General features: G+C 72.5%; 18 protein-coding genes and 2 riboswitches. Of the genes, 4 read left to right on the top strand and 14 right to left on the bottom strand.

Annotated features, from left to right (window positions below; all coding sequences use genetic code 11):
• Positions 1-108 precede the first annotated feature (108 nt).
• The 8 genes from ACZ8ZB_RS23975 to ACZ8ZB_RS23940 all read right to left on the bottom strand — a co-directional run bounded on the left by ACZ8ZB_RS23975 (position 109) and on the right by ACZ8ZB_RS23940 (position 8,983).
• On the bottom strand, positions 109-1,359 hold the full coding sequence (locus ACZ8ZB_RS23975) for an ABC transporter ATP-binding protein (RefSeq protein WP_470739710.1): 1,251 nt from the start codon (positions 1,357-1,359) through the stop codon (positions 109-111).
• Positions 1,356-2,357 carry an ABC transporter ATP-binding protein gene (locus ACZ8ZB_RS23970; RefSeq protein ID WP_470739709.1) on the bottom strand — a complete coding sequence of 334 codons (1,002 nt, stop codon included), beginning with the start codon at positions 2,355-2,357 and terminating at the stop codon, positions 1,356-1,358. Before ACZ8ZB_RS23970 ends, ACZ8ZB_RS23975 begins: the two co-directional genes overlap by 4 nt.
• 6 nt (positions 2,358-2,363) lie before the next feature.
• Complete coding sequence (locus ACZ8ZB_RS23965; protein WP_470739708.1) at positions 2,364-3,323, bottom strand: ABC transporter permease; 960 nt, start codon at positions 3,321-3,323, stop codon at positions 2,364-2,366.
• Positions 3,323-4,327, bottom strand: a complete 1,005-nt coding sequence (locus ACZ8ZB_RS23960; protein WP_470739707.1) for an ABC transporter permease — start codon at positions 4,325-4,327, stop codon at positions 3,323-3,325. Before ACZ8ZB_RS23960 ends, ACZ8ZB_RS23965 begins: the two co-directional genes overlap by 1 nt.
• 107 nt (positions 4,328-4,434) lie before the next feature.
• Positions 4,435-6,105, bottom strand: a complete 1,671-nt coding sequence (locus tag ACZ8ZB_RS23955; RefSeq protein ID WP_470739706.1) for an ABC transporter substrate-binding protein — start codon at positions 6,103-6,105, stop codon at positions 4,435-4,437.
• 401 nt (positions 6,106-6,506) lie between these two features.
• Positions 6,507-7,256 carry an enhanced serine sensitivity protein SseB C-terminal domain-containing protein gene (locus ACZ8ZB_RS23950; RefSeq protein WP_470741567.1) on the bottom strand — a complete coding sequence of 250 codons (750 nt, stop codon included), beginning with the start codon at positions 7,254-7,256 and terminating at the stop codon, positions 6,507-6,509.
• Between the two features lie 226 nt (positions 7,257-7,482).
• The gene (locus ACZ8ZB_RS23945) at positions 7,483-8,262 is read right to left on the bottom strand and encodes an enhanced serine sensitivity protein SseB (RefSeq protein WP_470739705.1); all 780 of its coding nucleotides are present in this window, start codon (positions 8,260-8,262) and stop codon (positions 7,483-7,485) included.
• Between the two features lie 52 nt (positions 8,263-8,314).
• The gene (locus tag ACZ8ZB_RS23940; protein WP_470739704.1) at positions 8,315-8,983 is read right to left on the bottom strand and encodes an AAA family ATPase; all 669 of its coding nucleotides are present in this window, start codon (positions 8,981-8,983) and stop codon (positions 8,315-8,317) included.
• Positions 8,984-9,206: 223 nt separating this feature from the next.
• Positions 9,207-9,307: riboswitch (glycine riboswitch) on the top strand.
• Positions 9,308-9,439: riboswitch (glycine riboswitch) on the top strand.
• A 72-nt stretch (positions 9,440-9,511) separates the two neighbouring features.
• Between ACZ8ZB_RS23940 and gcvT the strand changes: the two genes are divergently transcribed.
• From gcvT to ACZ8ZB_RS23920, 4 genes are all read left to right on the top strand, one after another.
• On the top strand, positions 9,512-10,630 hold the full coding sequence (gene gcvT, locus ACZ8ZB_RS23935; protein ID WP_470739703.1) for a glycine cleavage system aminomethyltransferase GcvT: 1,119 nt from the start codon (positions 9,512-9,514) through the stop codon (positions 10,628-10,630).
• 114 nt (positions 10,631-10,744) lie between these two features.
• Entirely contained in the window at positions 10,745-11,122 is a 378-nt protein-coding gene (gene gcvH / locus ACZ8ZB_RS23930; RefSeq protein WP_470739702.1) for a glycine cleavage system protein GcvH, read from the top strand.
• A 15-nt stretch (positions 11,123-11,137) separates the two neighbouring features.
• Positions 11,138-12,397 carry a serine hydroxymethyltransferase gene (glyA, locus tag ACZ8ZB_RS23925; RefSeq protein ID WP_470739701.1) on the top strand — a complete coding sequence of 420 codons (1,260 nt, stop codon included), beginning with the start codon at positions 11,138-11,140 and terminating at the stop codon, positions 12,395-12,397.
• 162 nt (positions 12,398-12,559) lie between these two features.
• Positions 12,560-13,927, top strand: a complete 1,368-nt coding sequence (locus ACZ8ZB_RS23920; RefSeq protein ID WP_470739700.1) for an L-serine ammonia-lyase — start codon at positions 12,560-12,562, stop codon at positions 13,925-13,927.
• 340 nt (positions 13,928-14,267) lie between these two features.
• Here the strand turns inward: ACZ8ZB_RS23920 and ACZ8ZB_RS23915 are convergent, their stop codons facing one another.
• From ACZ8ZB_RS23915 to ACZ8ZB_RS23890, 6 genes are all read right to left on the bottom strand, one after another.
• Complete coding sequence (locus ACZ8ZB_RS23915) at positions 14,268-15,533, bottom strand: FAD-dependent monooxygenase (RefSeq protein ID WP_470739699.1); 1,266 nt, start codon at positions 15,531-15,533, stop codon at positions 14,268-14,270.
• Positions 15,530-16,930, bottom strand: a complete 1,401-nt coding sequence (locus ACZ8ZB_RS23910) for an MFS transporter (protein WP_470739698.1) — start codon at positions 16,928-16,930, stop codon at positions 15,530-15,532. The genes ACZ8ZB_RS23915 and ACZ8ZB_RS23910 overlap by 4 nt, the downstream gene beginning before the upstream one ends.
• 74 nt (positions 16,931-17,004) lie before the next feature.
• Positions 17,005-19,506 (bottom strand): ABC transporter permease, encoded by a 2,502-nt coding sequence (locus ACZ8ZB_RS23905; RefSeq protein ID WP_470739697.1) that lies wholly within the window; start codon positions 19,504-19,506, stop codon positions 17,005-17,007.
• Positions 19,503-20,321 (bottom strand): ABC transporter ATP-binding protein, encoded by an 819-nt coding sequence (locus tag ACZ8ZB_RS23900; protein WP_470739696.1) that lies wholly within the window; start codon positions 20,319-20,321, stop codon positions 19,503-19,505. Before ACZ8ZB_RS23900 ends, ACZ8ZB_RS23905 begins: the two co-directional genes overlap by 4 nt.
• Before the next feature lie 616 nt (positions 20,322-20,937).
• A complete protein-coding gene (locus ACZ8ZB_RS23895) occupies positions 20,938-21,612 on the bottom strand; it encodes a response regulator (protein WP_470739695.1) in 675 nt (224 codons plus the stop codon).
• Positions 21,609-22,847: a sensor histidine kinase gene (locus ACZ8ZB_RS23890; protein ID WP_470739694.1), complete on the bottom strand. Its 1,239-nt coding sequence runs from the start codon at positions 22,845-22,847 to the stop codon at positions 21,609-21,611. Before ACZ8ZB_RS23890 ends, ACZ8ZB_RS23895 begins: the two co-directional genes overlap by 4 nt.
• Positions 22,848-22,877: the final 30 nt, after the last annotated feature.

The following is a 22,877-nucleotide window of genomic DNA, read 5'->3' as shown; positions in this document are numbered from 1 at the left end:
ACCCAGCAAGAACCCCTCGCCTTGCAAACCAAGGCGAGGGGTGGTGTGAACTTGCTGTCCGCAAACCGTTCAGCGGGCCTTACGGGCCCCGGGAAGGGCGGCGGTCCGTCAGCCGGTCTTGTCCTGCTCCTTGTCGGACGCGTCCGGTCCCGCGGCCTCGGGGTCCTTCGCGACGGCGTCGGCCGTCCGGTCGCCCGGGGCCTCGGCCGAGGGCACCTTCTCCTTGACCGCCGCGGCGTCCGGCTTGGTCGTCGAGTCGGCCGGCAGGAGCGCGGCGGGAACCTTCGCCTCGTCCTCGGTCCGCTCGGCCACCGCGCCTTCGCCCTCCGTGACGGCCTCGATGCCGGTGGGCCGGGTCAGCGCCAGCTTCCCCGACGCGATGTCCTCGGCGAAGTGGCAGGCCACCCGGTGACCGTCGCCGAGGTCCCGCAGCTGCGGCCGCTCCGTCGCGCACCGCTCGGCCTGGGCCCAGGGGCAGCGCGTGTGGAAGCGGCAGCCGCTGGGCGGGTTGGCCGGGGAGGGCAGGTCGCCGGTGAGCAGGATGCGCTCGCGCCTGTCCTCCACCTCCGGGTCCGGCACCGGCACGGCCGACATCAGGGCCTTGGTGTAGGGGTGCTTCGGCTCGGCGTACAGCGTGTCGCTCGGCGCCTCCTCGACCAGCGCCCCCAGGTACATCACGCCGATCGTGTCGGAGATGTGCCGGACTACCGCGAGGTCGTGGGCGATCACCACGTAGGTCAGGCCGAGTTCCTCCTGGAGCTCGTCCAGCAGGTTGATGACCTGGGCCTGGACCGACACGTCGAGCGCGGAGACCGGCTCGTCGCAGATGATCACGTCCGGTTCGAGGACCAGCGCGCGGGCGATGCCGATGCGCTGGCGCTGGCCGCCGGAGAACTCGTGCGGGTAGCGGGAGAGCGCGTTGGAGGGCAGACCGACCTTGTCCAGGATCGCCTTGATCTTCTCCCGGCGCTCCTCCTGGTCCTTGCCGATGCCGTGGGCGATCATGCCCTCGGACAGGATGGACTCGATGTTCTGCCGGGGGTTGAGCGAGCCCAGCGGGTCCTGGAAGACCATCTGGAGCCGGCGCCGGAAGCGGCGCATCTCCTCGCCGGGCAGCTTCGCCAGGTCGGTGCCGTCGAGGACGACGGAGCCCTCGGTGATGTCCACCAGCCGCAGCACCGACCGCCCGAGGGTGGTCTTGCCGCAGCCGGACTCGCCGACCAGACCGTAGGTCTCGCCGGCCTCGACCTTCAGGGAGACCCCGTCCACGGCGTAGACGTGACCGACCGTGCGGTCGACGAAGACGCCCTTCTTGATGGGGAAGTGGACCTTGACGCCGTCCAGTTCGAGCAGGCTCATGCGGTGACCTCCTCGGCCTTCGCGTCGTCGAGTACGGGGTTGACGCACCGCACCTGGTGACCGGCCGCGCGCGGCTCGGTGAGTTCCGGGGTGCCGGTCAGGCAGCCCATCTCGTACCGGTCGCAGCGGGGCGCGAAGGCGCAGCCGTCGGCCCAGGCGATGCGGTCGTTGATGGAGCCCCGGATGGGCTTGAGGGGCTCGCCCCGGGGAGCGTCCAGACGCGGGATGGAGCCCAGCAGTCCGTGCGCGTAGGGGTGGGTCGGGTGGGCGAACAGCTCGCGGCGCCCGGCGGACTCCACGGTCTTGCCCGCGTAGAGCACGTTGACCTGGTCGCAGAGGCCGGCGACCACGCCGAGGTCGTGGGTGATCATCAGCAGGGCGGTGCCCTCCTGGTCCACGAGCTCCTTGAGCAGCTCCAGGATCTGCGCCTGGATGGTCACGTCGAGGGCCGTGGTGGGCTCGTCGGCGATGAGCATGCGCGGGGCGCAGGCCACCGCCATGGCGATCAGCGCGCGCTGGCGCATGCCGCCGGAGAGCTGGTGCGGGTACTCCTTGAGCCGCCGGGTCGGGTCGGGGATGCCGACCCGGTCCAGCAGGTGGGCGGCCTCCTTGCGGGCGGCCTCGCCCTTGAGCCCGCGGTGGCGCTCCAGGATCTCGGTGACCTGCACGCCGATCGGCACGACCGGGTTGAGCGAGGACAGCGGGTCCTGGAAGATCATCGCCATTTCGCTGCCGCGCAGGTCGCGGCGGGCGGACGGGCTCATCGTGAACAGGTCCGTGCCGTCGAACTCGGCACGGCCGCCGATGGTGACGCCCTTGCTCGGGAGCAGGCCCATCAGGGCCAGGGAGGTGACGGACTTTCCGCAGCCGGACTCGCCGACCAGGCCCACGACCTGGCCCTGGTCGACCTCGAAGGAGACGCCGTCGACCGCCCGGGACTCCTTGCGGCCGCGGCCGCCGAAGGTGATGGTCAGTTCGTCGACAGTGAGCAGAGACATGGTGGTTCAGCCCCTCAGCTTCGGGTCGAGGGCTTCCCGCATGGCCTCGCCGAGGAGGGTGAAGCCGAGGGCGGTGATGATGATGCCGACGGCGGGATAGACCGCCATCATCGGCGCGTTGTCGAAGAACCGCTGCGCCTGGGTGAGCATGACGCCCCACTCGGGAATGGCCGGGTCGGGGTTGCCGAGGCCCAGGTAGGACAGGGCGGCCGCCTCGATGATCGCGGTGGCCAGGGAGAGCGTGGCCTGCACGATCACCGGGCTGAGCGAGTTGGGGATGATCTGCGAGAGGACGATGCGCCGCTTGCGCACACCGAGGGACCTGGCCGCGAGCACGTACTCCGCGCTGCCCTGGGCCAGCATGGAGCCGCGCAGCAGCCGGGCGAACACCGGGATCTGCACCACACCCACGGCGATCATCACGGTGGTCAGCGACTGACCCATGACCGCGGCGATGGACACCGCCAGCAGCAGCGAGGGCATCGCCAGCATGATGTCGATGAAGCGCATGATGACGGAGTCGATCCGCCTGCCGGTGTCGCCGCCGAGGGTGGCGAAGGCGCCGGCGAGGCCGCCGATCACGAAGCCGATGATCAGACCGATCATCGTGGCGACGACGCCGACGAGCAGCGTCTGGCGGGCGCCCACCAGCATGCGGGAGAACATGTCCCGGCCGAGGTGGTCGAGGCCGAACCAGTTCTCACCGCGCATGCCGACGAACTCGCCCCGGTTGGGGAAGACCTCGCCGCGCCAGGTCTGGGCGGTCGGGGAGTGCGGGGCGATGAAGGGCCCGATGATCGCGAGGACGACGAACAGGGCGATGACGACCGCGCCGATGATCGCCATCTTGCTGCGCTTGAGGCGTCGGAACGCCTCCCGCCACAGGCTGGCGCCGGTGCTGGTCTCCTTGGTCGCGGCCAGCTCGGCGAGGCGCTGGATCTTGTCGGTCTTGGTGGCGACGCTCATTAGTGCACCCGCACTCTCGGGTCGATGAGGCTGTACGCCAGGTCCACCAGCAAGTTGATCAGGACGTATATCAGCGCGATGAACATGATGAACCCGACGAGCACGGGATAGTCACGGCCGTCGATGGCGGTCCGGATGAAGGAGCCGATGCCGCCGAAGGAGAACACGGACTCGGTCAGGACCGCGCCGGACAGCAGGGAGCCCGTGAGCAGGCCGACCGCGGTCACCACGGGGAGCATCGCGTTGCGCAGCACGTGCCGGCTCCGGATGACGCTCCGCTTGAGGCCCTTGGCCTCGGCGGTGCGGACGTAGTCCTCGTCCTGCACCTCGAGAACGCTGGCGCGGGTCATGCGCACGATGACCGCGAGCGGGATGGAGGCCAGGGCGATGGAGGGCAGGACCAGGTGCGTGATCGCGTCCCAGGAGGCGTCGAACTCCCCGGTGAGAATGCCGTCCAGGACGGCGAAGCCGGTCACGTCCGTGGCGTTGATGCCGGTGTCCTGGCGTCCGTAGCTGGGGAAGATGCCGAGCTGGACGGCGAAGACCTGCTTGAGGATCAGAGCCAGGAAGAAGACCGGGATGCAGATGCCGACGAGCGATCCGGAGACCGCGCTGACGTCGAGCCAGCCGCCGCGGTTGCGGGCCGCGAAGTAGCCGAGCGGGACGCCGACGGCCACGGCGATGAGGATCGCGAGGAGGGAGAGCTCCACGGTCGCGGGGAAGCGCAGGACGAACTCGTCCCACACCGGCTGTCCGGTCTGGGTGGAGGTGCCCAGGTCGAGTTCGGCGATGCGCTTCAGGAAACGCCAGTACTGGACGTAGACGGGCTGGTCCAGCCCGAGCGCGCGGTTGATGCGCGCCACTTCGGCCTCGGTGGCCTTCTCCCCCAGGATCGCTGAGGCGGGTCCACCGGGCAGACGGTCGAGCCACAGGAAGAGCAGAACCGACAGGCCGAGCAGCGTGGGTATGAGCTGGAGCAGTCTTCGTACGACGAGACGCAGCACCCCGCATGCCCCTTTCTTACGTGATGTCTTACATGAATGGACCCGCCCGGCCGCCGAGTTGCGACGACCGGGCGGACCCCCCGTTTTGGTTTCCTACCGCTGCTCGCCTACTTGAAGGAGGTCTGGGCGAAGACTTCCTGCGTCAGCGGGGAGACGTCCGGCGGGTTCACGTTCTTGGCGAAGGCGATGGCCGGCGGGGAGGACGAGATCGGGACACCCGGGAGGTAGTCCATGATGATCTCGTTGGCCTTCTCGTACGCGGCGGTGCGCTCGTCGGCCTTGCCCAGCTTCGAGCCGGCGTTCACGGCGTCGAAGACCTTCTTGTCCTTGAAGCCCCACTGCTTGTCGTACCCGGCGAACCAGGTGCCGATGAAGTTGTAGCCGTCGTTGAAGTCACCGGTCCAGCCGAGCATGTGCAGGGCGCAGGAGCCGGCCTCGGTGGCGTCCAGGTAGTCCGGGGCCCACTTCATGGCCTTGGCCTTGACGGTGATGCCGGCCTTCTCCAGGTCGGCCTTCATCAGCTCGAACAGGTCCTGCGGGGCGGGCATGTACGGACGGGTGACCTCGGTCGGGTAGCAGAACTCGATCTGGAGCTTCTCCTCACCGGCCTTCTTGAGGAGTCCCTTGGCCGCGGCGGTGTCGTACGGGTACTTCTTGGCGTTCTTGGAGTAGCCCGCGATGGTGTCCGGCATGAACTGGTCGGCGACCTTGCCGCCCTCGGGCAGCTGGGTCTTGACCAGGTTCTCCTTGTCGATCGCCTGCGCGATCGCCTGGCGGACTTCCTTCTTCTTGAGGGCCGGGTTCGCCGACTGGCTCATGCCCACGTAGAAGAGGTTGAAGACGCCACGGGTCGGGACGACGTAGCCCTGGTCCTCGAGGGTCTTGACGTCGGCCGGGGCGACGAGGTCGTAGCCGTCGATGTCACCGGCCTGGAGCGCCTGGCGGCGGCCCTCTTCGGTGTCGATGGTGCGGAAGACCAGGTTCTTGATCTTCGCCTTCTCGCCCCAGTAGTCGTCGAAGCGCTCAAGGGTGACTTCCTTGTTGCCCTTGTTCCACTTCGTGATCCTGTACGGGCCGGTACCGGCGACCTTGCCGGCCTTCTGGCTGTACTCGGGGTACGTGATGGCGTCGCCCTTGGCGGTCGCCTTCTCCTTCGCGTACTCCTTGAGGGCCTTCGGCGAGTGGATCGCCAGGGCCTGGAGGGAGAAGCCGCCGGGGAGGTTGGCGGAGGGCTTCTTGACCTCGATGACGGCGGTGCTCTCGTCCTTCGCGGTGCAGGACTTGTAGTTCGACTCGGGCGTCTCCGGGTCCTCGTTCTTCGCGAACCCGTCCATGATGGCCTGCCAGTAGTAGGAGACCGCGCTGGACTGGTAGGTGCCCGTCCAGTTGAACCAGTGGTCGTAGTTGGCGCAGACGGCCGCGGCGTTGAGCGTCTCGCCGTCGTGGAACTTCACGCCCTTGCGGAGGTTGAAGGTCCAGACGGTGCCCTGGTCGTTGCTCGACCAGGTCTCGGCGAGGCCGCCGACCAGCTTGGTGCCGCCGGACTCGTGCTCGAGCAGGGCCTCGAACGCCTGGCGCGTCACACGGAAGGTTTCACCGTCGCTCGCGAGGGCAGGGTCCAGGGAACCAGGGTCAGCCGCACCGGCGAACACGAAGGTGTCCTTGTCACCGCTGCTTTCGTTGTCAGCGTCCCGTTCGCTGGAGCAGCCCGTGGCGATCAAACCGACCGCCACCGCGGCCGTGATCGCCCGAGCGGCTCGGGACTTGAATATGCGCATACTGGGGCCACTCCGGGTCCGCTATGTGGATGCATCTTGACCGGCCGAACACTACAGACGTTCACAGTCGGTCAGGAACAGTCCGGATAGCGGTGATACCTACCTGAGATCTGAACAGTTGACATAAGGGACGGTTCAGGCGTCCCTCCGTCAAGATTTAACCTGGCGGACACAGAAGTGCCGTTCCGACGGCCGCCCAGGTGGCGCCGGTTCGCGTGAAGAACGGGTGAAACCGCAGGTGACAGGCGGTCAGCGGGCTGTCGCTGAGTGCGCATGGCCGAAAATCTGGCGCGAAGTCAGCGGTGCGCGGCGAACACGGGCGGACGCATCGGTTCCGGCTCGCCCTCCCCGTCCACGTGCCGGACGGTCACGCTCCGTCACCGCGTCGGCGTCCGGGCCGGTCAGCCCCGGTGCGCGGGCGGGTAGCCGTAGGCCGCCGCGGGGGACGGCACGGCGCCGTGGGCCTCGCGGTCGTAGAACGGGCGGGAGTTGACGCGCAGCCACATCACGACCGGGTCGTGCTCGTCGGACATCACGACGGTCGACACGGGCAGTCCGTCCGGGACCGCGCCGAGGGACTGCTGCATCATCGCGCGCACGGCGTCCACGGCGGGCGGGGAGGTGTCGTACACGTCCAGACCGATGGCGAGGTACGGGGCGCCCAGCGCGGGCTGCACCCAGGCGCGGCGCAGGGTGCGGACGGCCGGGGTGCGGTGGGCGTTCTGCGCGAGGAGGGCGTAGAACTGAGGGATCTCGATGGCCGGTTCGGACAGCCGCAGCGGTCCGGCGGGCTGGCGGTCCAGGCCGCCGGCGATCCGGCGCAGGTCCGGCCAGGGGATGCCGACGCCGCCGCCGGGGGCGTGCGGATTGAGCCAGAGCCCGTAGTGGCCGGGGTAGAGCGCACGGGCCACCTCGAGGCCGTCGACCACCTCGTACGACCGGTTCCAGCCGCTGGCGGAGAGCTCCTGGGCGGAGGTGACGCAGGGCGCGTAGCCGAGGCCGTCGACCTCCATGTTCCCGTACTGGGCGTCCGGGGAGCCGGCCTGGCCGTGCCAGAGCAGCATCCAGACCTGGCCGGAGGCGGGGGTCGCGAGGGCGCGCAGCAACGCCTCGTACGCGTCGTAACGCCCGGGCGTCACCTGGCGCAGCATGTGCTCGACCTGTCCGGTCGCCGCGGTGCCAGCGCTCACTTGTATCGCCCCTCCGTACCTCGCCAGCGGATGAACCTAGCTTAAGCCGACACCGTGCAGCAGGCTGCTGTACGGCGAGCGCGGATGGGCCGGGGCTTCGCGCCGTCCGGCGGGTGCGGGTTCGTCGTGGCTTGTCGCGCCCGCGCGGCGGAGCCGCACGTCGATGCAGTCCCGCGCCCCCGGGGGGTTACCGCCGGCGTTCGTAGAAGGGGTTGACCCTGGTGCGGAGCCAGTCGCCGACCGGGTCCTGGGCCAGGTCCAGGACGATGAGGTTGACCGGCCAGGGAGCGGAGGTCCGGCCGAGGGCCCGGCCCAGGGCGTTCAGCGGGAGGGTGCGGGCGTCGTCCTCCCACCTGGAGAGTTCCACGCCGACGAAGAGGACCGGGTCGGCCGTCTCGATCGCGGCGAGACAGCGGCGGGCGGTGGTCACCACGCCGAGGGCGTCGAACTCCGCCGAGGCGGCGGCGAGGAAGTCCAGCGGGTCGTCCTGCCAGTCGGGCTCGAACAGCCGGACCCGGCCGCCGGACGCCGGGCCGTCCAGCGGGCTGCGTCCGGCCCGGCACAGTTCGGCGACGGCGGGCGGCGGCAGCGGGATGCCGACCACGCCGCCGGGGTTCACCGCGATCCCGGCCTGCGGCGGCAGACCGCGGGCGAACTCCACGGCGGGCGCGACCGTGTACGACAGGTGGGAGCCGACGACCTGGCGGAACTGCTCCTCGGAACTGAAGACGGGGACGTAGGCCTGGCCGTCGAGCTCCAGGGTGGGCAGGTCCAGCGGTCCGCTGTCCGGGCCGCCGCCGTTCGGCAGCGGGACCCAGACGAAGCTGCGGCCCAGCACCTCGACGATCCTGCCGCCCGCTGAGGGGACGCCCAGGGAGGCGGAGAGCACCTCCTCCAGCTCGTTGCCGGGCCATCCGCCGTGCGGGTGGGGGTGCGCCTGCGCCGGGAAGTCCGCCGGGAAGTCCATCTGCCTACCGCCTGCTGCCTGGAACACTGCTGTGGCTGGAAAGGCTATCCGGTCAGCCCGTGAAGCCGACCCGGCGCAGTGTGTCCGCCGCGTCCCGGTCGATCAGGACCGCCGAACCGCAGCCGGCCGGCAGGGCGCCCCGCTCCACCGCGCGCAGCAGCCGCTCGCTCGCCGCGCGGTGGCGCAGGAACGCGTAGCGGGAGACGCCGCGCCCGCGTTCGCGCTGGCCGTCCAGGGCCTGCTGCGGGGTGACGTCGAGCAGCAGCAGATGCAGGCTCGCGCCCCGGCGGCGGGCCTCGCGGGCCAGCCAGCGGCGTACCCAGGCCTGCGTACCGCAGTCGTGCACGACGACCGGTCCCCCGGCCCGCAGCACGCGGCGCAGCCCGGCGTAGTGGGCGAGGCGGACCAGCGGGCGGTAGACCGCGTACGGCAGGAGGCGCGGCACGCGGCGGTCCCAGCGGTCCCGGGTGTCCTGGGAGTCGACGCGGGTGCCGCGCACCGTGCGCCGCATCAGCGTGGACTTGCCGCTGCCGGGCAGCCCGGTGACCACGACGAGGTCCCGGGGCCCGAAGAGCAGGGCGCGCGGGCTGCGGCCGGCCCGCGCGCGCAGATCGCGGACGACGGGCGCCGGCAGCGCGCCGCGGGCCTGTCGGGCCCGGGCGGCCGGCTGCGGAGGCAGCGTGACGCCCGTGGCGGCGGCGCACGCCGTGGTCCTGTTCACCGTGATCGTCCTCCCCTGGGGCCGGGTACGAGTACCGATCCCCGCCGAGTGTAAAGAGAAGGTAATGCCGGGTGTCCGTCGTTTCCGTCCGTTTTCTGGAACAGGCGTGTCACAGCTCCCTGTGACAGTGCCCGCACACCCTGTGCATCCCCTGGGAAGGGTCCCCCTGCCGCGCCTCCGCGATGCGTGCAATGATGTGCGCGCCAACTGCATACCGGCCGTTTGAATCCGCGCGGGAGAGTCCCCGGCACCGTTTGCCGCCGGGGCGCCGAAGGAGCAAGTCCCTCCCTTGAATCTCTCAGGCCCCGTTACCGCGCGGGCGAGGCACATCTGAAAAGCGGGCCGCCGAAGGGCATCAAGCAGTGCTCCGGCGGCTCCACCCAAGGTGCAAGCCAGGACCGTCCCCGCGTGGGCGTCGTGGCGAACCTCTCAGGTTCCGATGACAGATGGGGAGGAACGTCCTCGCCCTCCCTCACGCTCGAACGAACTCGCGCGGGAGGGACCCCCATCGCCCTGGGAGACCGACCGATGAGCAGTACCGAACCCCGCCGGACCGCGCTCGACGCCCTGCACCGTTCGCTCGGCGCGACGATGACCGACTTCGCCGGCTGGGACATGCCCCTGCGCTACGGCTCCGAGCGCGACGAGCACAACGCCGTGCGCACGAAGGCCGGCCTCTTCGACCTCTCGCACATGGGCGAGATCACGGTCGTCGGCCCGGGGGCCGCCGCGCTCCTCGACTTCGCCCTGGTCGGCAACATCGGGAGCGTCAAGCCCGGCCGCGCCCGCTACACGATGATCTGCCGCGAGGACGGCGGCATCCTGGACGACCTGATCGTCTACCGGCTGGACGACACCGCGTACCTGGTGGTCGCCAACGCCTCCAACGCCCAGGTGGTCCTGGACGCCCTGCGGGAGCGCTCGGCCGGCTTCGACGCCGAGGTCCGCGACGACCGCGACGCGTACGCGCTGCTCGCCGTGCAGGGCCCCGAGTCCCCGGCGATCCTCGCGTCGCTCACCGACGCCGACCTGGACGGCCTGAAGTACTACGCCGGTCTGCCCGGCACGGTCGCCGGCGTCCCCGCGCTCATCGCCCGTACCGGCTACACCGGCGAGGACGGCTTCGAGCTGTTCGTGAAGCCCGAGCACGCGGTGGAGCTGTGGCAGGCGCTGACCAAGGCCGGCGAGGGCGCGGGCCTGGTCCCGTGCGGGCTGTCCTGCCGGGACACGCTGCGCCTGGAGGCGGGCATGCCGCTGTACGGGAACGAGCTGAGCACCGCCCTCACGCCCTTCGACGCCGGTCTCGGCCGGGTGGTGAAGTTCGAGAAGGAGGGCGACTTCGTGGGCCGCGCGGCGTTGGCCGAGGCCGCCGAGCGGGCCGCCGCGCAGCCGCCCCGCGTCCTGGTCGGCCTGGTCGCCGAGGGCCGCCGGATCCCGCGCGCCGGGTACGCGGTCGTGGCCGGCGGCGAGGTGGTCGGCGAGGTCACCTCCGGCGCCCCCTCCCCCACCCTGGGCAGGCCGATCGCCATGGCGTACGTCGACCCGGCGCACGCGGCGCCCGGCGCCGAGGGCGTCGGCGTGGACATCCGCGGCAGCCACGAGCCGCACGAGGTCGTGGCGCTGCCGTTCTACAAGCGGCGGAAGTGACACCGTCGGCAGACGGCTCCCCGCACGTGAGCTGAGCAGGTCGTGCCCGCTCACGGGCGCCGTACGCAGTCCCCTCAGTCATCCGCAGTCCCCCCGTACAGGAGAATCCAGGCCATGAGCAACCCCACGCAGCTGCGTTACAGCAAGGAGCACGAGTGGCTGTCGGCCGCCGAGGACGGCGTGTCGACGGTCGGCATCACGGAGCACGCGGCCAACGCGCTCGGCGACGTGGTCTTCGTCCAGCTCCCCGAGGTCGGTGACAGCGTGACCGCGGGCGAGACCTGCGGCGAGCTGGAGTCGACCAAGTCGGTCAGCGATCTGTACTCCCCGGTCAGCGGTGAGATCACCGAGGTCAACGAGGACGTGGTGAACGACCCGTCGCTGGTGAACTCGGCCCCCTTCGAGGGCGGCTGGCTGTTCAAGGTGCGGGTCACCGACGAGCCCGCCGACCTGCTGACCGCCGCCGAGTACGACGCCGAGATCGCCGGCTGAGGAGCCTGTAGCCGCATGTCCGTTCTGAACACGCCCCTGCACGAGCTCGACCCGGCGGTGGCCGCCGCGGTCGACGCCGAGCTGCACCGCCAGCAGTCCACCCTCGAGATGATCGCCTCGGAGAACTTCGCCCCGGTCGCGGTCATGGAGGCCCAGGGCTCGGTCCTCACCAACAAGTACGCCGAGGGCTACCCCGGCCGCCGCTACTACGGCGGCTGCGAGCACGTCGACGTGATCGAGCAGATCGCCATCGACCGGGTCAAGGAGCTCTTCGGCGCCGAGCACGCCAACGTGCAGCCGCACTCGGGCGCGCAGGCCAACGCCGCCGCGATGTTCGCGCTGCTCAAGCCCGGTGACACGATCATGGGTCTGAACCTCGCGCACGGCGGGCACCTGACCCACGGCATGAAGATCAACTTCTCCGGCAAGCTCTACGACGTGGTCGCGTACCACGTCGGCGACGACGGCCGGGTCGACATGGCCGAGGTCGAGCGGCTGGCCAAGGAGAGCAGGCCGAAGCTGATCGTCGCCGGCTGGTCGGCGTACCCGCGTCAGCTGGACTTCGCCGCGTTCCGCCGGATCGCGGACGAGGTCGGCGCGTACCTGATGGTCGACATGGCGCACTTCGCCGGTCTGGTGGCCGCGGGCCTGCACCCGAACCCGGTGCCGCACGCCCACGTCGTGACGACCACCACGCACAAGACCCTCGGCGGTCCGCGCGGCGGTGTGATCCTGTCCACGGCCGAGCTGGCCAAGAAGATCAACTCCGCGGTCTTCCCGGGCCAGCAGGGCGGTCCGCTGGAGCACGTGGTCGCCGCCAAGGCGGTCGCGTTCAAGGTGTGCGCCTCCGAGGAGTTCAAGGAGCGCCAGCGCCGTACCCTGGAGGGCGCCCGCATCCTGGCCGAGCGGCTGGTCGAGGACGACGTGAAGGCCGTGGGCGTGGACGTGCTGTCCGGCGGCACGGACGTGCACCTGGTCCTGGTCGACCTGCGGAACTCGGAGCTGGACGGACAGCAGGCCGAGGACCGGCTGCACGAGGTCGGCATCACGGTCAACCGCAACGCGATCCCGAACGACCCGCGTCCGCCGATGGTCACCTCGGGTCTGCGCATCGGCACGCCGGCCCTGGCCACCCGCGGCTTCACCGCCGAGGACTTCACCGAGGTCGCGGACGTGATCGCCGAGGCGCTGAAGCCGTCCTTCGACGTGGAGGCGCTCCGGGCCCGGGTCACGGCACTCGCCGCGAAGCACCCGCTGTACCCCGGTCTGCAGTAATTTCGTACGCTTTCACCCGTACGGACATCAGGGGCATCGCGCACACTGGGTCAGTGGGCGCGGTGCCCCGCACCATGCACCCCGCACGAACGTTTCCTCTTCGGTGAACCACCCCCTTCCCCGGCGGACAGCGTCGTCCGCCGAACCCTTAGGAGTCCTCCCGTGGCCATCTCGGTCTTCGATCTGTTCTCGATCGGCATCGGCCCCTCCAGCTCGCACACGGTCGGCCCGATGCGGGCGGCCCGGATGTTCGCCCGGCGGCTGCGCAACGAGGACCTGCTGGACTCCGTCGCCTCGGTCCGGGCCGAGCTGTACGGCTCCCTGGGCGCCACCGGTCACGGCCACGGCACGCCCAAGGCGGTGCTGCTGGGCCTGGAGGGCGACTCGCCCCGCACGGTGGACGTGGAGTCGGCCGACGAACGGGTGGAGAAGATCAAGGACGGCGGCCGGATCCGGCTGCTCGGCGAGCACGAGATCGCGTTCTCCTTCGACGACGACCTGGTGCTGCACCGCCGCAAGACGCTCCCGTACCACGCCAACGGCATGGCCCTGTGGGCGTACGACGCCTCCGGCGCGGAGCTGCTGACCAAGACGTACTACTCGGTGGGCGGCGGTTTCGTCGTCGACGAGGACGCGGTGGGCGCGGACCGCATCGTGCTGGACGACACGGTCCTGAAGTACCCCTTCCGCACCGGCGACGAGCTGCTGCGCCTCACCGGGGAGACCGGCCTGTCGATCTCCGCGCTGATGCTGGAGAACGAGCGCGCCTGGCGGAGCGAGGAGGAGATCCGCGAGGGGCTGCTGGAGATCTGGCGCGTGATGAGGGCCTGCGTGGACCGGGGCATGTCCCGCGAGGGCATCCTGCCGGGCGGTCTGAAGGTGCGCCGCCGCGCCGCGAACACCGCGCGCAAGCTGCGCTCGGAGGGCGATCCGCAGGCGCTCGCCATGGAGTGGATCACCCTGTACGCCATGGCCGTGAACGAGGAGAACGCGGCCGGCGGCCGGGTCGTCACGGCGCCCACGAACGGCGCGGCGGGCATCATCCCGGCCGTCCTGCACTACTACATGAACTTCGTCCCCGGCGCCGACGAGGAGGGCGTGGTCCGCTTCCTGCTGGCGGCCGGCGCGATCGGCATGCTCTTCAAGGAGAACGCCTCCATCTCCGGCGCCGAGGTCGGCTGCCAGGGCGAGGTCGGCTCCGCCTGCTCGATGGCGGCGGGCGCCCTCGCGGAGGTGCTGGGCGGCTCCCCCGAGCAGGTGGAGAACGCGGCCGAGATCGGCATGGAGCACAACCTCGGCCTGACCTGCGACCCCGTCGGCGGCCTGGTCCAGATCCCGTGCATCGAGCGCAACGGCATGGCCGCGGTGAAGGCGGTCACGGCGGCCCGGATGGCGATGCGCGGCGACGGCTCGCACAAGGTGTCCCTGGACAAGGTCATCAAGACGATGAAGGAGACCGGCGCGGACATGTCGGTCAAGTACAAGGAGACGGCCCGGGGCGGGCTCGCGGTGAACATCATCGAGTGCTGAGGGACCAGGCCCCGGCCGGCACGTCCGCACCCGGTCGCCGGCGGGACCGGGCCGGCCCCCCGCCGTGGACGTCCACGACGGCGCCCCTCCTGGCGGAAGGCGCCCGTCCGGTCGACGGTGACCGCCGAAGCCGTCGGGCAGTCCGCACCACACGGTCCTGCCCTGCGCGTTCCGCGTCACGCCCCGGCGCGCGGTCACGGTGTCGAGACCACGCCGCGGGGCGTGATCCCTCGCCACAACGCCGCCCTGCACGTGTCGCTCCGAGGAACGGGAGCATCTCGGCTTCCCTGTTCACACTCCGCTCCTTTGAGCGCGTGAGTTGCATCCGCCCGCCGGATGCTCACTCTTCTCGGCGGAGTGAGGGGTCATGAGCCCTCGGCGAGATCGACGTGCCGGGCGTGAAGTCCGGCAGGGTGAGGGCCGAGTGGGCCGGGCGTCCCTCGGCGGAGGGGAGGGCGCCGAGTCCGCGCAGCCTGTCGTTGCGTTCCTCCAGGGCCCGGGGGGTGGCCGGGAAGAGCGTGGCGCCGCCCTTGCCGACCAGCCCCTGGTTCAGGGTCACGAACGCGCGGGTGCCGTGCTCGTAGGCGGCGAAGCCCGTGGTGTGGTCCCGGTGGGCCAGGGAGCCGGCGAGCATGTAGGCGCCGACGAGGGCGAGGCTGGTGCCCTGTCCGGTGAGGAACGAGGGCGCGTACGCGGCGTCGCCCACCAGTGCGGCCCGGCCGCTGGACCAGCGGGGCATACGGATCTGGCCGACCGCGTCGAAGAACAGGTCGTCCGCGTCGCGCAGGGCGGCCAGCATCCCCGGGACCTCCCATCCCGCGTCGGCGAAGACCGAGGCGACCAGGTCCCGTTGGGCTTCCGGGTCGCGGAACGCGTGCCACGGGGGGTCCCGGCGGGCGAAGTCCAGGAAGGCGTGCACGTCGCCGTCGTCCCCCACGGCGTAGAGCGCCGCGGCCCTGCCCGGAGCGTTCCACATCACGGTCTCGTGGGAGAGACCGAGGGTGTTGGGCATGGTGAACACGGCGAAGCAGTGGCCGAGGTAGTGGTGGAACCGCTCCTCGGGGCCGAACAGCGCCTCCCGGGTGGACGAGTGCAGACCGTCCGCGCCGAACACCATGTCGAACGTGCGTCGGCCGCCCCCGTGGAAGGTGACGTCGACCCCGTGGCCGGACTGCTCGAGGGTGTCGGCGGAGTCGTCGAACACGAACTCCACGTCGTCACGGACCGCCGCGTACAGGGCGTCGGCCAGATCACCGCGCCGCACCTCCAGGTCCCGCCCCGTGACACCGCCGGTGACGTGGTGCGGGTGGAGCGAGGCCACTTCGTCGCCGTCGCCCTCGAGGAAGGTCAGTCGGCGCAGGTCGATGTGCGCGTCCCGCAGCCGCGGCAGGACGCCCATCCTGCGGACGACGTCCAGTGCGGTGCCGCGCACGTCGACGGGGTAGCCACCGCCACGGAGCGTGGGCGCCCTCTCGACCACCGTGACCGCGTATCCGTGGCGGTTCAGCCAGAACGCCAGGGCGCAGCCCGCGACACCGGCCCCCGATATCAGGACCTCGCGCCTCGGCGCGGTACGGGCGCCCGTCGGTCGGTCGGTGCGGTTCATCCGGTGACTCCTTTGCGCAGGGTGCGGGTGACGAGGAGGGCCGACGCCGTGACGGCGCCGGCCATGACGAAGCCGGTGACGTAGGCCGATTCGGCCGCGACGTCCGACCCGGAAGGAGTTCCGGCGGTGAGGAGCGCGCCACCGAGCTGCCCGCCCACGGCGTAGCCGAGCACGCGCGTCACCAGGATCAGGCCGGTGGCGATGCCGGTATCGCCCTGGTCGGCGGAGGTGGCGGTGCTGGTCATCATCGCCGTGACGCACAGGCCGTTGGCCAGCGCGATCAGCGCCTTGCCGACGACGAGGTGCCAGACCTCGGTGTGCACGGCCGCCAGGGTGAGCAGGGAGGCGGCCATGAGGACGACTCCGGCGGTGACCACGGCACGCGGGCCGAAACGCCGGTCCCCGATCCCGCCGAGCGGCCCGGCCAGCGACGCGGCCACGGCGCCGGGCAGCAGGTAGAGGCCGATCTCGGTGGCGCCGGCGCCGAATCCGTACCCGTCGCCGGTCTCGTCGAACAACTGCGGAACGAGGTAGACCGCCATCGAGGTACCGGCGCAGATCACGAACGTCAGCACGCACGCCTTCCACATCGCGGGCCGTGCCAGCATGCGCAGGTCGATCATCGGTGCGGCCGCGCGCCGTTCGACGGCCACCCAGCCGGTGACGAAGGCGGCCAGGACCAGGACGAGGGCGCAGAGCACGAGCGGCTGCGAGGCGAGGTCGGGCGCCAGTGCGAGGGCGAGCATGAGCGTGACCAGCGTCCCGCTCAACAGGAGCAGGCCGGGCCAGTCGATCCCGGCGTCGCCCGGCCGGCCCGGTGGGTCGTCCGGCATCAGCCGGTTCACCAGCAGGGTGGCCCCGGCGACCGCGATCGTCGGCAGCGCGAACATCCAGTGCCGGGAGAGCTGCTCCGCCACGGGGCCGGCCGACAGCATGCCCACCATCCCGCCCCCGACGAACAGTCCGCCGACCGTCCCGATGGCCACCTTGGACTCACCCGCGGAAAGGTGCGCGCGCACCACGACGAACGACAGGGGCAGCGCGCCCACCATCACCCCCTGCAGTACCTGGCCGAGCAGCAGCACGGGCAGGTTCGGCGCCAGGGCGGACACCAGGCCCCCGGCGCAGACCACCGCCATCAGCCGGACCAGGACCCGTTTGCCGCCGTAGCGGTCGCCGAACCTGCCCGCCAGCGGTGTGACGAGCGCGCCGGTGACGAGGAGCACGATGCTCAGCAACGCCCCTTCGGCCGGACTCATGTCCAGCTCGCGTTGCAGGAGCGGGAGCGTCGGCGTCACCACCGACTCCAGGGCGCCGGTGGAGAGTGCCAGGAGGCCGAGAGCCCCGACAGCGGCCTTCCCGCGGGCCACCACCGAAGGAGCCTGGGTTGCGGTCATGAACGTCCCTTTCTTCGTTGCCGGGTGGGTGGGGGGAGCCGGTGCGGTGCCGGCTCCCGCTTCCTGGGGACGCGCTACGGCCTGCGGCGCAGCGCCGCTCGCGCCGGCAGGGTGACCGCGAGCAGTGCCAGGCCGACGCCCGCGGCCGCGAAGGAGCCGTAGAGCAGCGGGGGCACGTGGGGGGACTCGCCCGTCAGGCCGCGCACCATCGGGATCAGCGTGATCATGGCGATGGCCGTGCCCAGGGCCACGCCCGCCACCGACACCAGCAGGCTCTCCCAGCCGAGCATGCGCAGCACCTGGCGGCGGGTGGAGCCGACGAGGCGGAGCACGGCCAGTTCGCGGCGGCGTTCCAGGACCGTCATCACCAGGGTGTTGACGGCGGCGACGGCGGCGAAGCCGCCCAGGACGGCGGCCATCGTGTGGTTGGCCCAGGCGCCGAGTTCGCGGTCCGCGTTCCGCGCGACGGTGTGGTCCGAGACGTCGGTGACCTCGCCGAGCGCGGCGAGCGGCCCGGCGTCGCCGCCGCGTACCAGCAGCGTGCTGTCGAACTCCGACGTGACGTGCCCGGCCAGGAACGCGCGGTCCGTGGTCACCGCGGGCAGGCCCAGACCGCGGCCGTAGACCGCGACGACTTCCGGGCGGGCCCTCGTGCCGTCGGGGAGGTACAGCGGCAGCTCGTCGCCGACCTCGACCTTCGCCGCGGTGGCGAGGATCGCGTCGACGGCGATGCGGTCCGCGCCCACGCGGTCCAGGCTGCCGCCGCGCACGTCCAGGTCCTGCACCTCGGCGAGCCGGGCGCCGGAGCCCGAGATGCCCTGGACCGCCGCCGCCTGCAACGACGTCTCGCCGCCGCCCTCGACGGGCACCAGCACCTGTGTGTCGAGCAGGCCCACGGCCGCCTCGACGCCGGGGGTGCGGGCGGCCCGGTCGACGGCGCCGGTGGGCAGACCCGCCGGGTGGGTGACGACGTGGTCCGCCGTGAGGCCGTCGCGCAGCTGTGCCGCGGCGACGTGGCTCTCGCTCGTGTGCAGGAAGACGAGCGTCGAGGCGAAGGCCATGGCGAGGACGATCGGGGTGATCGCGGAGGCCGTCCTGCGGGCGTTGGCCCGGGAGTTGGCGGCGGCCAGCGACGCCGGGGCGCCGCCGCCGCGCAGCAGCAGGCCGAAGAGGGCCGCGCACGACCGGGCCAGCAGCGGGCCGAGCAGCGCGACGGCGAGCATGAAGAGCATGACGACGCCGAGGGAGGCGTTGGCCGCGTCGGCACCGGCGGCGGAGGAGGCGACACCGGCGAGCACCGAGCCGCCGACGACGGCGCCCAGCCCGAGGGCGATGCGGACGACGCCCGGACGCAGCCGCTCCACCGAGGCCTCGGCGAGCGCCTGACCCGGCTTGATCCTCGCCGGCCTGCGCCCGGCGGCCCAGCCGGCGACGAGCGCCGTGAGCAGCCCGAGCCCGACGGCGGCGAGCAACGGAATGCCCGAGACGTGCAGTTCGACCGCCTGCGGGACGGCCCCGCGGTCCTTCAACTGCCCGAACCACCAGCTCGCCAGCCCGATCCCCGGCAGGGAGCCGAGCAGCCCGGCGGGGGGCGCGACCAGCAGCGCCTCGGCGGCGACCGCTCGGCGGATCTGCCGCGGGGTGGCGCCGACGGCGCGCAGCAGGGCGAACTCGCGGCTGCGCTGGCCGACGGAGAGGGCGACCGTGCCGGCCGTGGTGAGGACGGCGACCAGGGTGGCGATCCCGCCGAAGGAACCGCCGAGCCCGAAGAGCGTCTCCCGGGCGTACGCCAGGCCGCGGTCCTCGACCTCGCCGCGGTCGTCCCCGGTGAGCACCCGCGCGCCGGAGCCGGCGAGGGACTTCTCGACGGCGGCGGCGAGGGCGCCGGTGTCGACGCCGTCCTCGGCCATGACGGCGATGGCGTCGGCCCTGCCGGGATGCCCGGCCAGCACGGGTGCCTCGGCGTCGGCGAACCAGGCCGTGGCCGTGCCACCGGCCGCCGCGGCGTCCCCCGCCCCGGCTCCGGCCAGCCCGGACACCCGGAAGTCCGCGCGTCCTGCGGCCGTCTCGAGCGCGACGGCGTCGCCGACGCCGGCCTTCGCGGTACGGGCCGCGGCGGCGTCGAGCACGACCTCGCCCGCGCCCGGCGCGGCGCCCGCGGACAGCGCGGTGCCGGTGAGGACGTGCGCGCCCCAGCCGTGGCCGGTGAGCGCGCCGTCACCCCGCCGGACCGGGAAGGTGAAGTCCGGCACCGCGGCCGCGGCGCCCGGCGCCCGGGCGGCCTTCGCCGCGAGGCCCGCGTCCACGCGGGCGGTGTCCGGCAGCGGGTACGCGGTCTCCTCGGGGCCGTCGACGGTGTCGGCGACGAGTCGCGCGGACTGGTCGGCCGCCGCGACGACCGGCGCCTTCGCGTACCGCTCCGGCGGCACCGAGGCGCGGACCCCGGTCTCCAGCAGGACGCCGCAGGCCGTGACGATCAGCGCGGACATCATCAGTGCGACGAACGTGCCGACGAACGAGGCGGGTTTGAAGCGTACGGCCGCGCGGGCGAGGCCGTTCGGGGCGAGGCTCCTCATGCCGCGACCCCCGCCGTCGCGCCCGTGCGGCCGGTGAGCAACGCCATCCGCTCCGCGATCCGCTCCGCCGAACCGCGCTCCAGGTCGTCGGCGAAGGCGCCGTCGGCGAGGAACAGCACGCGGTCGGCCCAGGTGGCCGCGGTCGGGTCGTGGGTGACCATGACGACGGTGGCGCCGAGGGTGTCCACCGCGTGCCGGAGCAGGCCCAGTACCTCGGCGGCGGTTCCGGTGTCGAGGGCTCCGGTGGGCTCGTCCGCGAACACCACGTCGGGGCCGGTGACCAGGGCGCGGGCGACGGCCACGCGCTGCTGCTGGCCGCCGGAGAGCTCGCCGGGCCGGCGCCGCGCCTTGTCGGCGAGGCCGACCTGCGCGAGGACCCGGGCCGCACGGCCGCGGTCCTGGCGCTGCCCGGCGAGGCGCAGGGGCAGCAGGACGTTCTGCTCCACGGTCAGCGACGGCAGCAGGTTGAACGCCTGGAAGACGAAGCCGAGACGGTTGCGGCGGAGCTCGGTGAGCTCGTTCTCGCTCATGCCGGTGATCTCCGTGCCGCCGAGCCGTACGGATCCCGCCGACGGCCGGTCGAGCCCGGCGGCGCACTGCAGGAAGGTGGACTTGCCGGACCCGGACGGGCCCATGACCGCGGTGAACGTGCCGCGCGGAAGGGCGAGGTCGACGCCCGCGAGGGCCTGCACGGCGCCCGCGCCGCGGCCGTACCGTCTCCGGACACCCCGCAGTTCGACGGCGGGACCGGGTGTGGCGCCCGGCGCCTCCGGCCGTTCTTCCGTCTTCTGCCGCTTGCCGCTGCGTAGCCTCATGGTCCGCCCTCTCGCGTCGCTCTCCTGCCGATGGGGGGAGAGTGCGGGGACGGCTGCACACCGGGCGTCATACCCGGGAGCCAAGGTGGAGGTGCTACCGCGGTAGGGGGTGGAGGAGGGCAGGCCCTCCGCCGGGGGATCCCGTCCGGGGCCGCGGACGGCGGCCCGGGCCCGAGCCGCAAACGGACCGGTCCGGCTGCCGCCGCCGCGGCGCGCACGGGGCCTCGCTCCGTCACCCCCTGTGCCGTGCCCCGGCAGGGCAGTCGCCTTCCCGGGCGAGGGGGCGGCCCGCCCAGCGCTCCCGCCCGGGACCCCGGGGCGGCGGCACCCGGCCCGCGCGGGCACGGCGGGGAGCGGGGCCTCGCTCCGTCACCCCCTGTGCCGTGCCCCGGCAGGGCAGTCGCCTTCCCGGGCGAGGGGGCGGCCCGCCGAGCGCTCCCGCCCGGGACCCCGGGGCGGCGGCACCCGGCCCGCGCGGGCACGGCGGGGAGCGGGGCCTCGCTCCGTCGCCGCGCTGTGCCGAGGGGGGCGGGTGCGGGGCCGGTGAGAGTGCCAGCCGTGCCGTTCGGGACGTGGAGGGGGCCGCTCCCGGTGCCGTGCGCGGCTCGGGGGCGTCCTACTCGCCGGGGGCCACCAGCCCCGATTCGTACGCGAAGACCACCGCCTGGGCGCGGTCGCGCAGGTCGAGCTTGGTGAGGACGCGGCTCACGTGCGTCTTCACCGTCTGCTCGGCCAGCACCAGCGCCGCCGCGATCTCCGCGTTGGACCGGCCGCGGGCCACCAGGGTGAGGACCTCGGTCTCACGCTCCGTCAGGGCCTTGAGCCGCAGCGCGGGCCTGCCCCGGCCGGCGGGACGCTGCCGGGCGAAGTCCGCGATGAGGCGGCGCGTCACGGAAGGGGCGAGCAGCGCGTCGCCCGAGGCGACGACGCGTACCGCCGTGATGAGGTCGGCCGGCGGCGCGTCCTTCAGCAGGAAGCCGCTCGCGCCGGCCCGCAGCGCCTCGTAGACGTAGTCGTCGACGTCGAACGTGGTGAGCATCAGCACGCGCGGCAGGTGCGTCACGTCCTTCGGGGGCGCGAGGATGCGGCGCGCGGCCTCGAGGCCGTCCATCTCGGGCATGCGGACGTCCATCAGCACGACGTCGGGACGGGTGCGCCGGCTCAGCTCGACGCCCTGCGCGCCGTCGGGGGCCTCGCCCACCACGTCGATGTCGCTCTGGGCGGCCAGCAGCGCGGCGAAGCCGGCCCGCACCATGGCCTGGTCGTCGACGATGATGACGCGCGTCGTCACGTGAAGTTCCTTTCGGTGAAGGGGAGTCGGGCGGCCACCCGGAAGCCGCCGTCCGGCAGCGGCCCCACGTCGAGGGTGCCGCCGGCGAGCCGCACCCGCTCGCGCATGCCGACGAGGCCGTGCCCGGTGCCGCCCTCCTCGAGCGGCGCGGCGGGCGGCTCGGGCGGCGGCCCGTTGACGACGAGGACGGTGAGCCGCGCGCCGTCCTCCTCGTCGGCGGACTCCGACACCGACACCTGGGTCGGGGCGCCCGGCGCGTGCCGTACGACGTTCGCGAGGGCCTCCTGGACGATGCGGTACGCGGAGAGGCCCACCGCCTCGGGCACACGGGCGTCGCAGGGGGTGAACTCCACCGGCATGCCCGCCCGCACCGTCGCCTCCACCAGCTGCCCGATCCGTGTCAGGCCCGGCTGGGGCGCGAGCTCGCCGCCCGCCTCCTCGTTGCGCAGCACGCCGAGGAGCCGTCGCATCTCGCCGAGCGACTCGCGCGCGGTCGCCGCGATGGACGTGAACTCCTCCCGCACGTCCGGCGGCAGCCCGTCGAGGCGGTACGCCGCGGTGTCCGCCTGGACCGTGATGACGGACATGTGGTGCGCCACCACGTCGTGCAGCTCGCGTGCGATGCGGGCGCGTTCCTCCAGCAGCGTCCGCCGGCCGCGCTCGGCCTCGCTGATCGTCTCCTGCTCGGCCAGCCTGCGCTGGGCCTCGTACCGCTCGCGGAGCGCGGCGGCGAGCAGGAGCGCGACGCCGCTGAGGATGGTGAGCAGCAGCTCCCTGGCGCTCGTGCCGTGGGGTGCGACGAACCCCACCAGGCCGGTGTTCGCGCCCGCCGTCGCCAGCCACACCAGCAGCAGCGTCCGGCGCCGCTCGCGCAGGCCGAGGGCGAGGCAGAGGCCGAGGTACCCGACGATCCCCATGGGCGGGAACGGCCACAGCAGCCGTTCCTCGAAGTCGACGGTGAGCAGGGCGAGCGCCCCGGCCACGTCCGCGGCGAAGACCACGCACCAGGCCCGCAGCGGGCGGACGACGGCGAGCAACAGGGGCGCCGCCTGGGCGACGGCCAGCGCGCTCGCGACGCCGCCGTTCAGGCCGTAGTCGGCGGTGAGCACCTGGATGGTGGTGGGCAGCAGGGCGACGCTCAGCACGAACGCCACGCCCCACGGCAGCAGCCGTACCCACCGGCGTGAAGCCCCCGCGAGCAGCGCGCGCGGGGGCTTCTCCTCCACCGGTGTCATGGGCCCCAGCTTAGACACGGCGGGACGGTG

Source organism: Streptomyces sp. 12E (assembly GCF_055633275.1).
The sequence above is the reverse complement of the archived record's forward strand: the minus strand, read 5'-3'. Positions and strand labels throughout refer to the sequence as shown.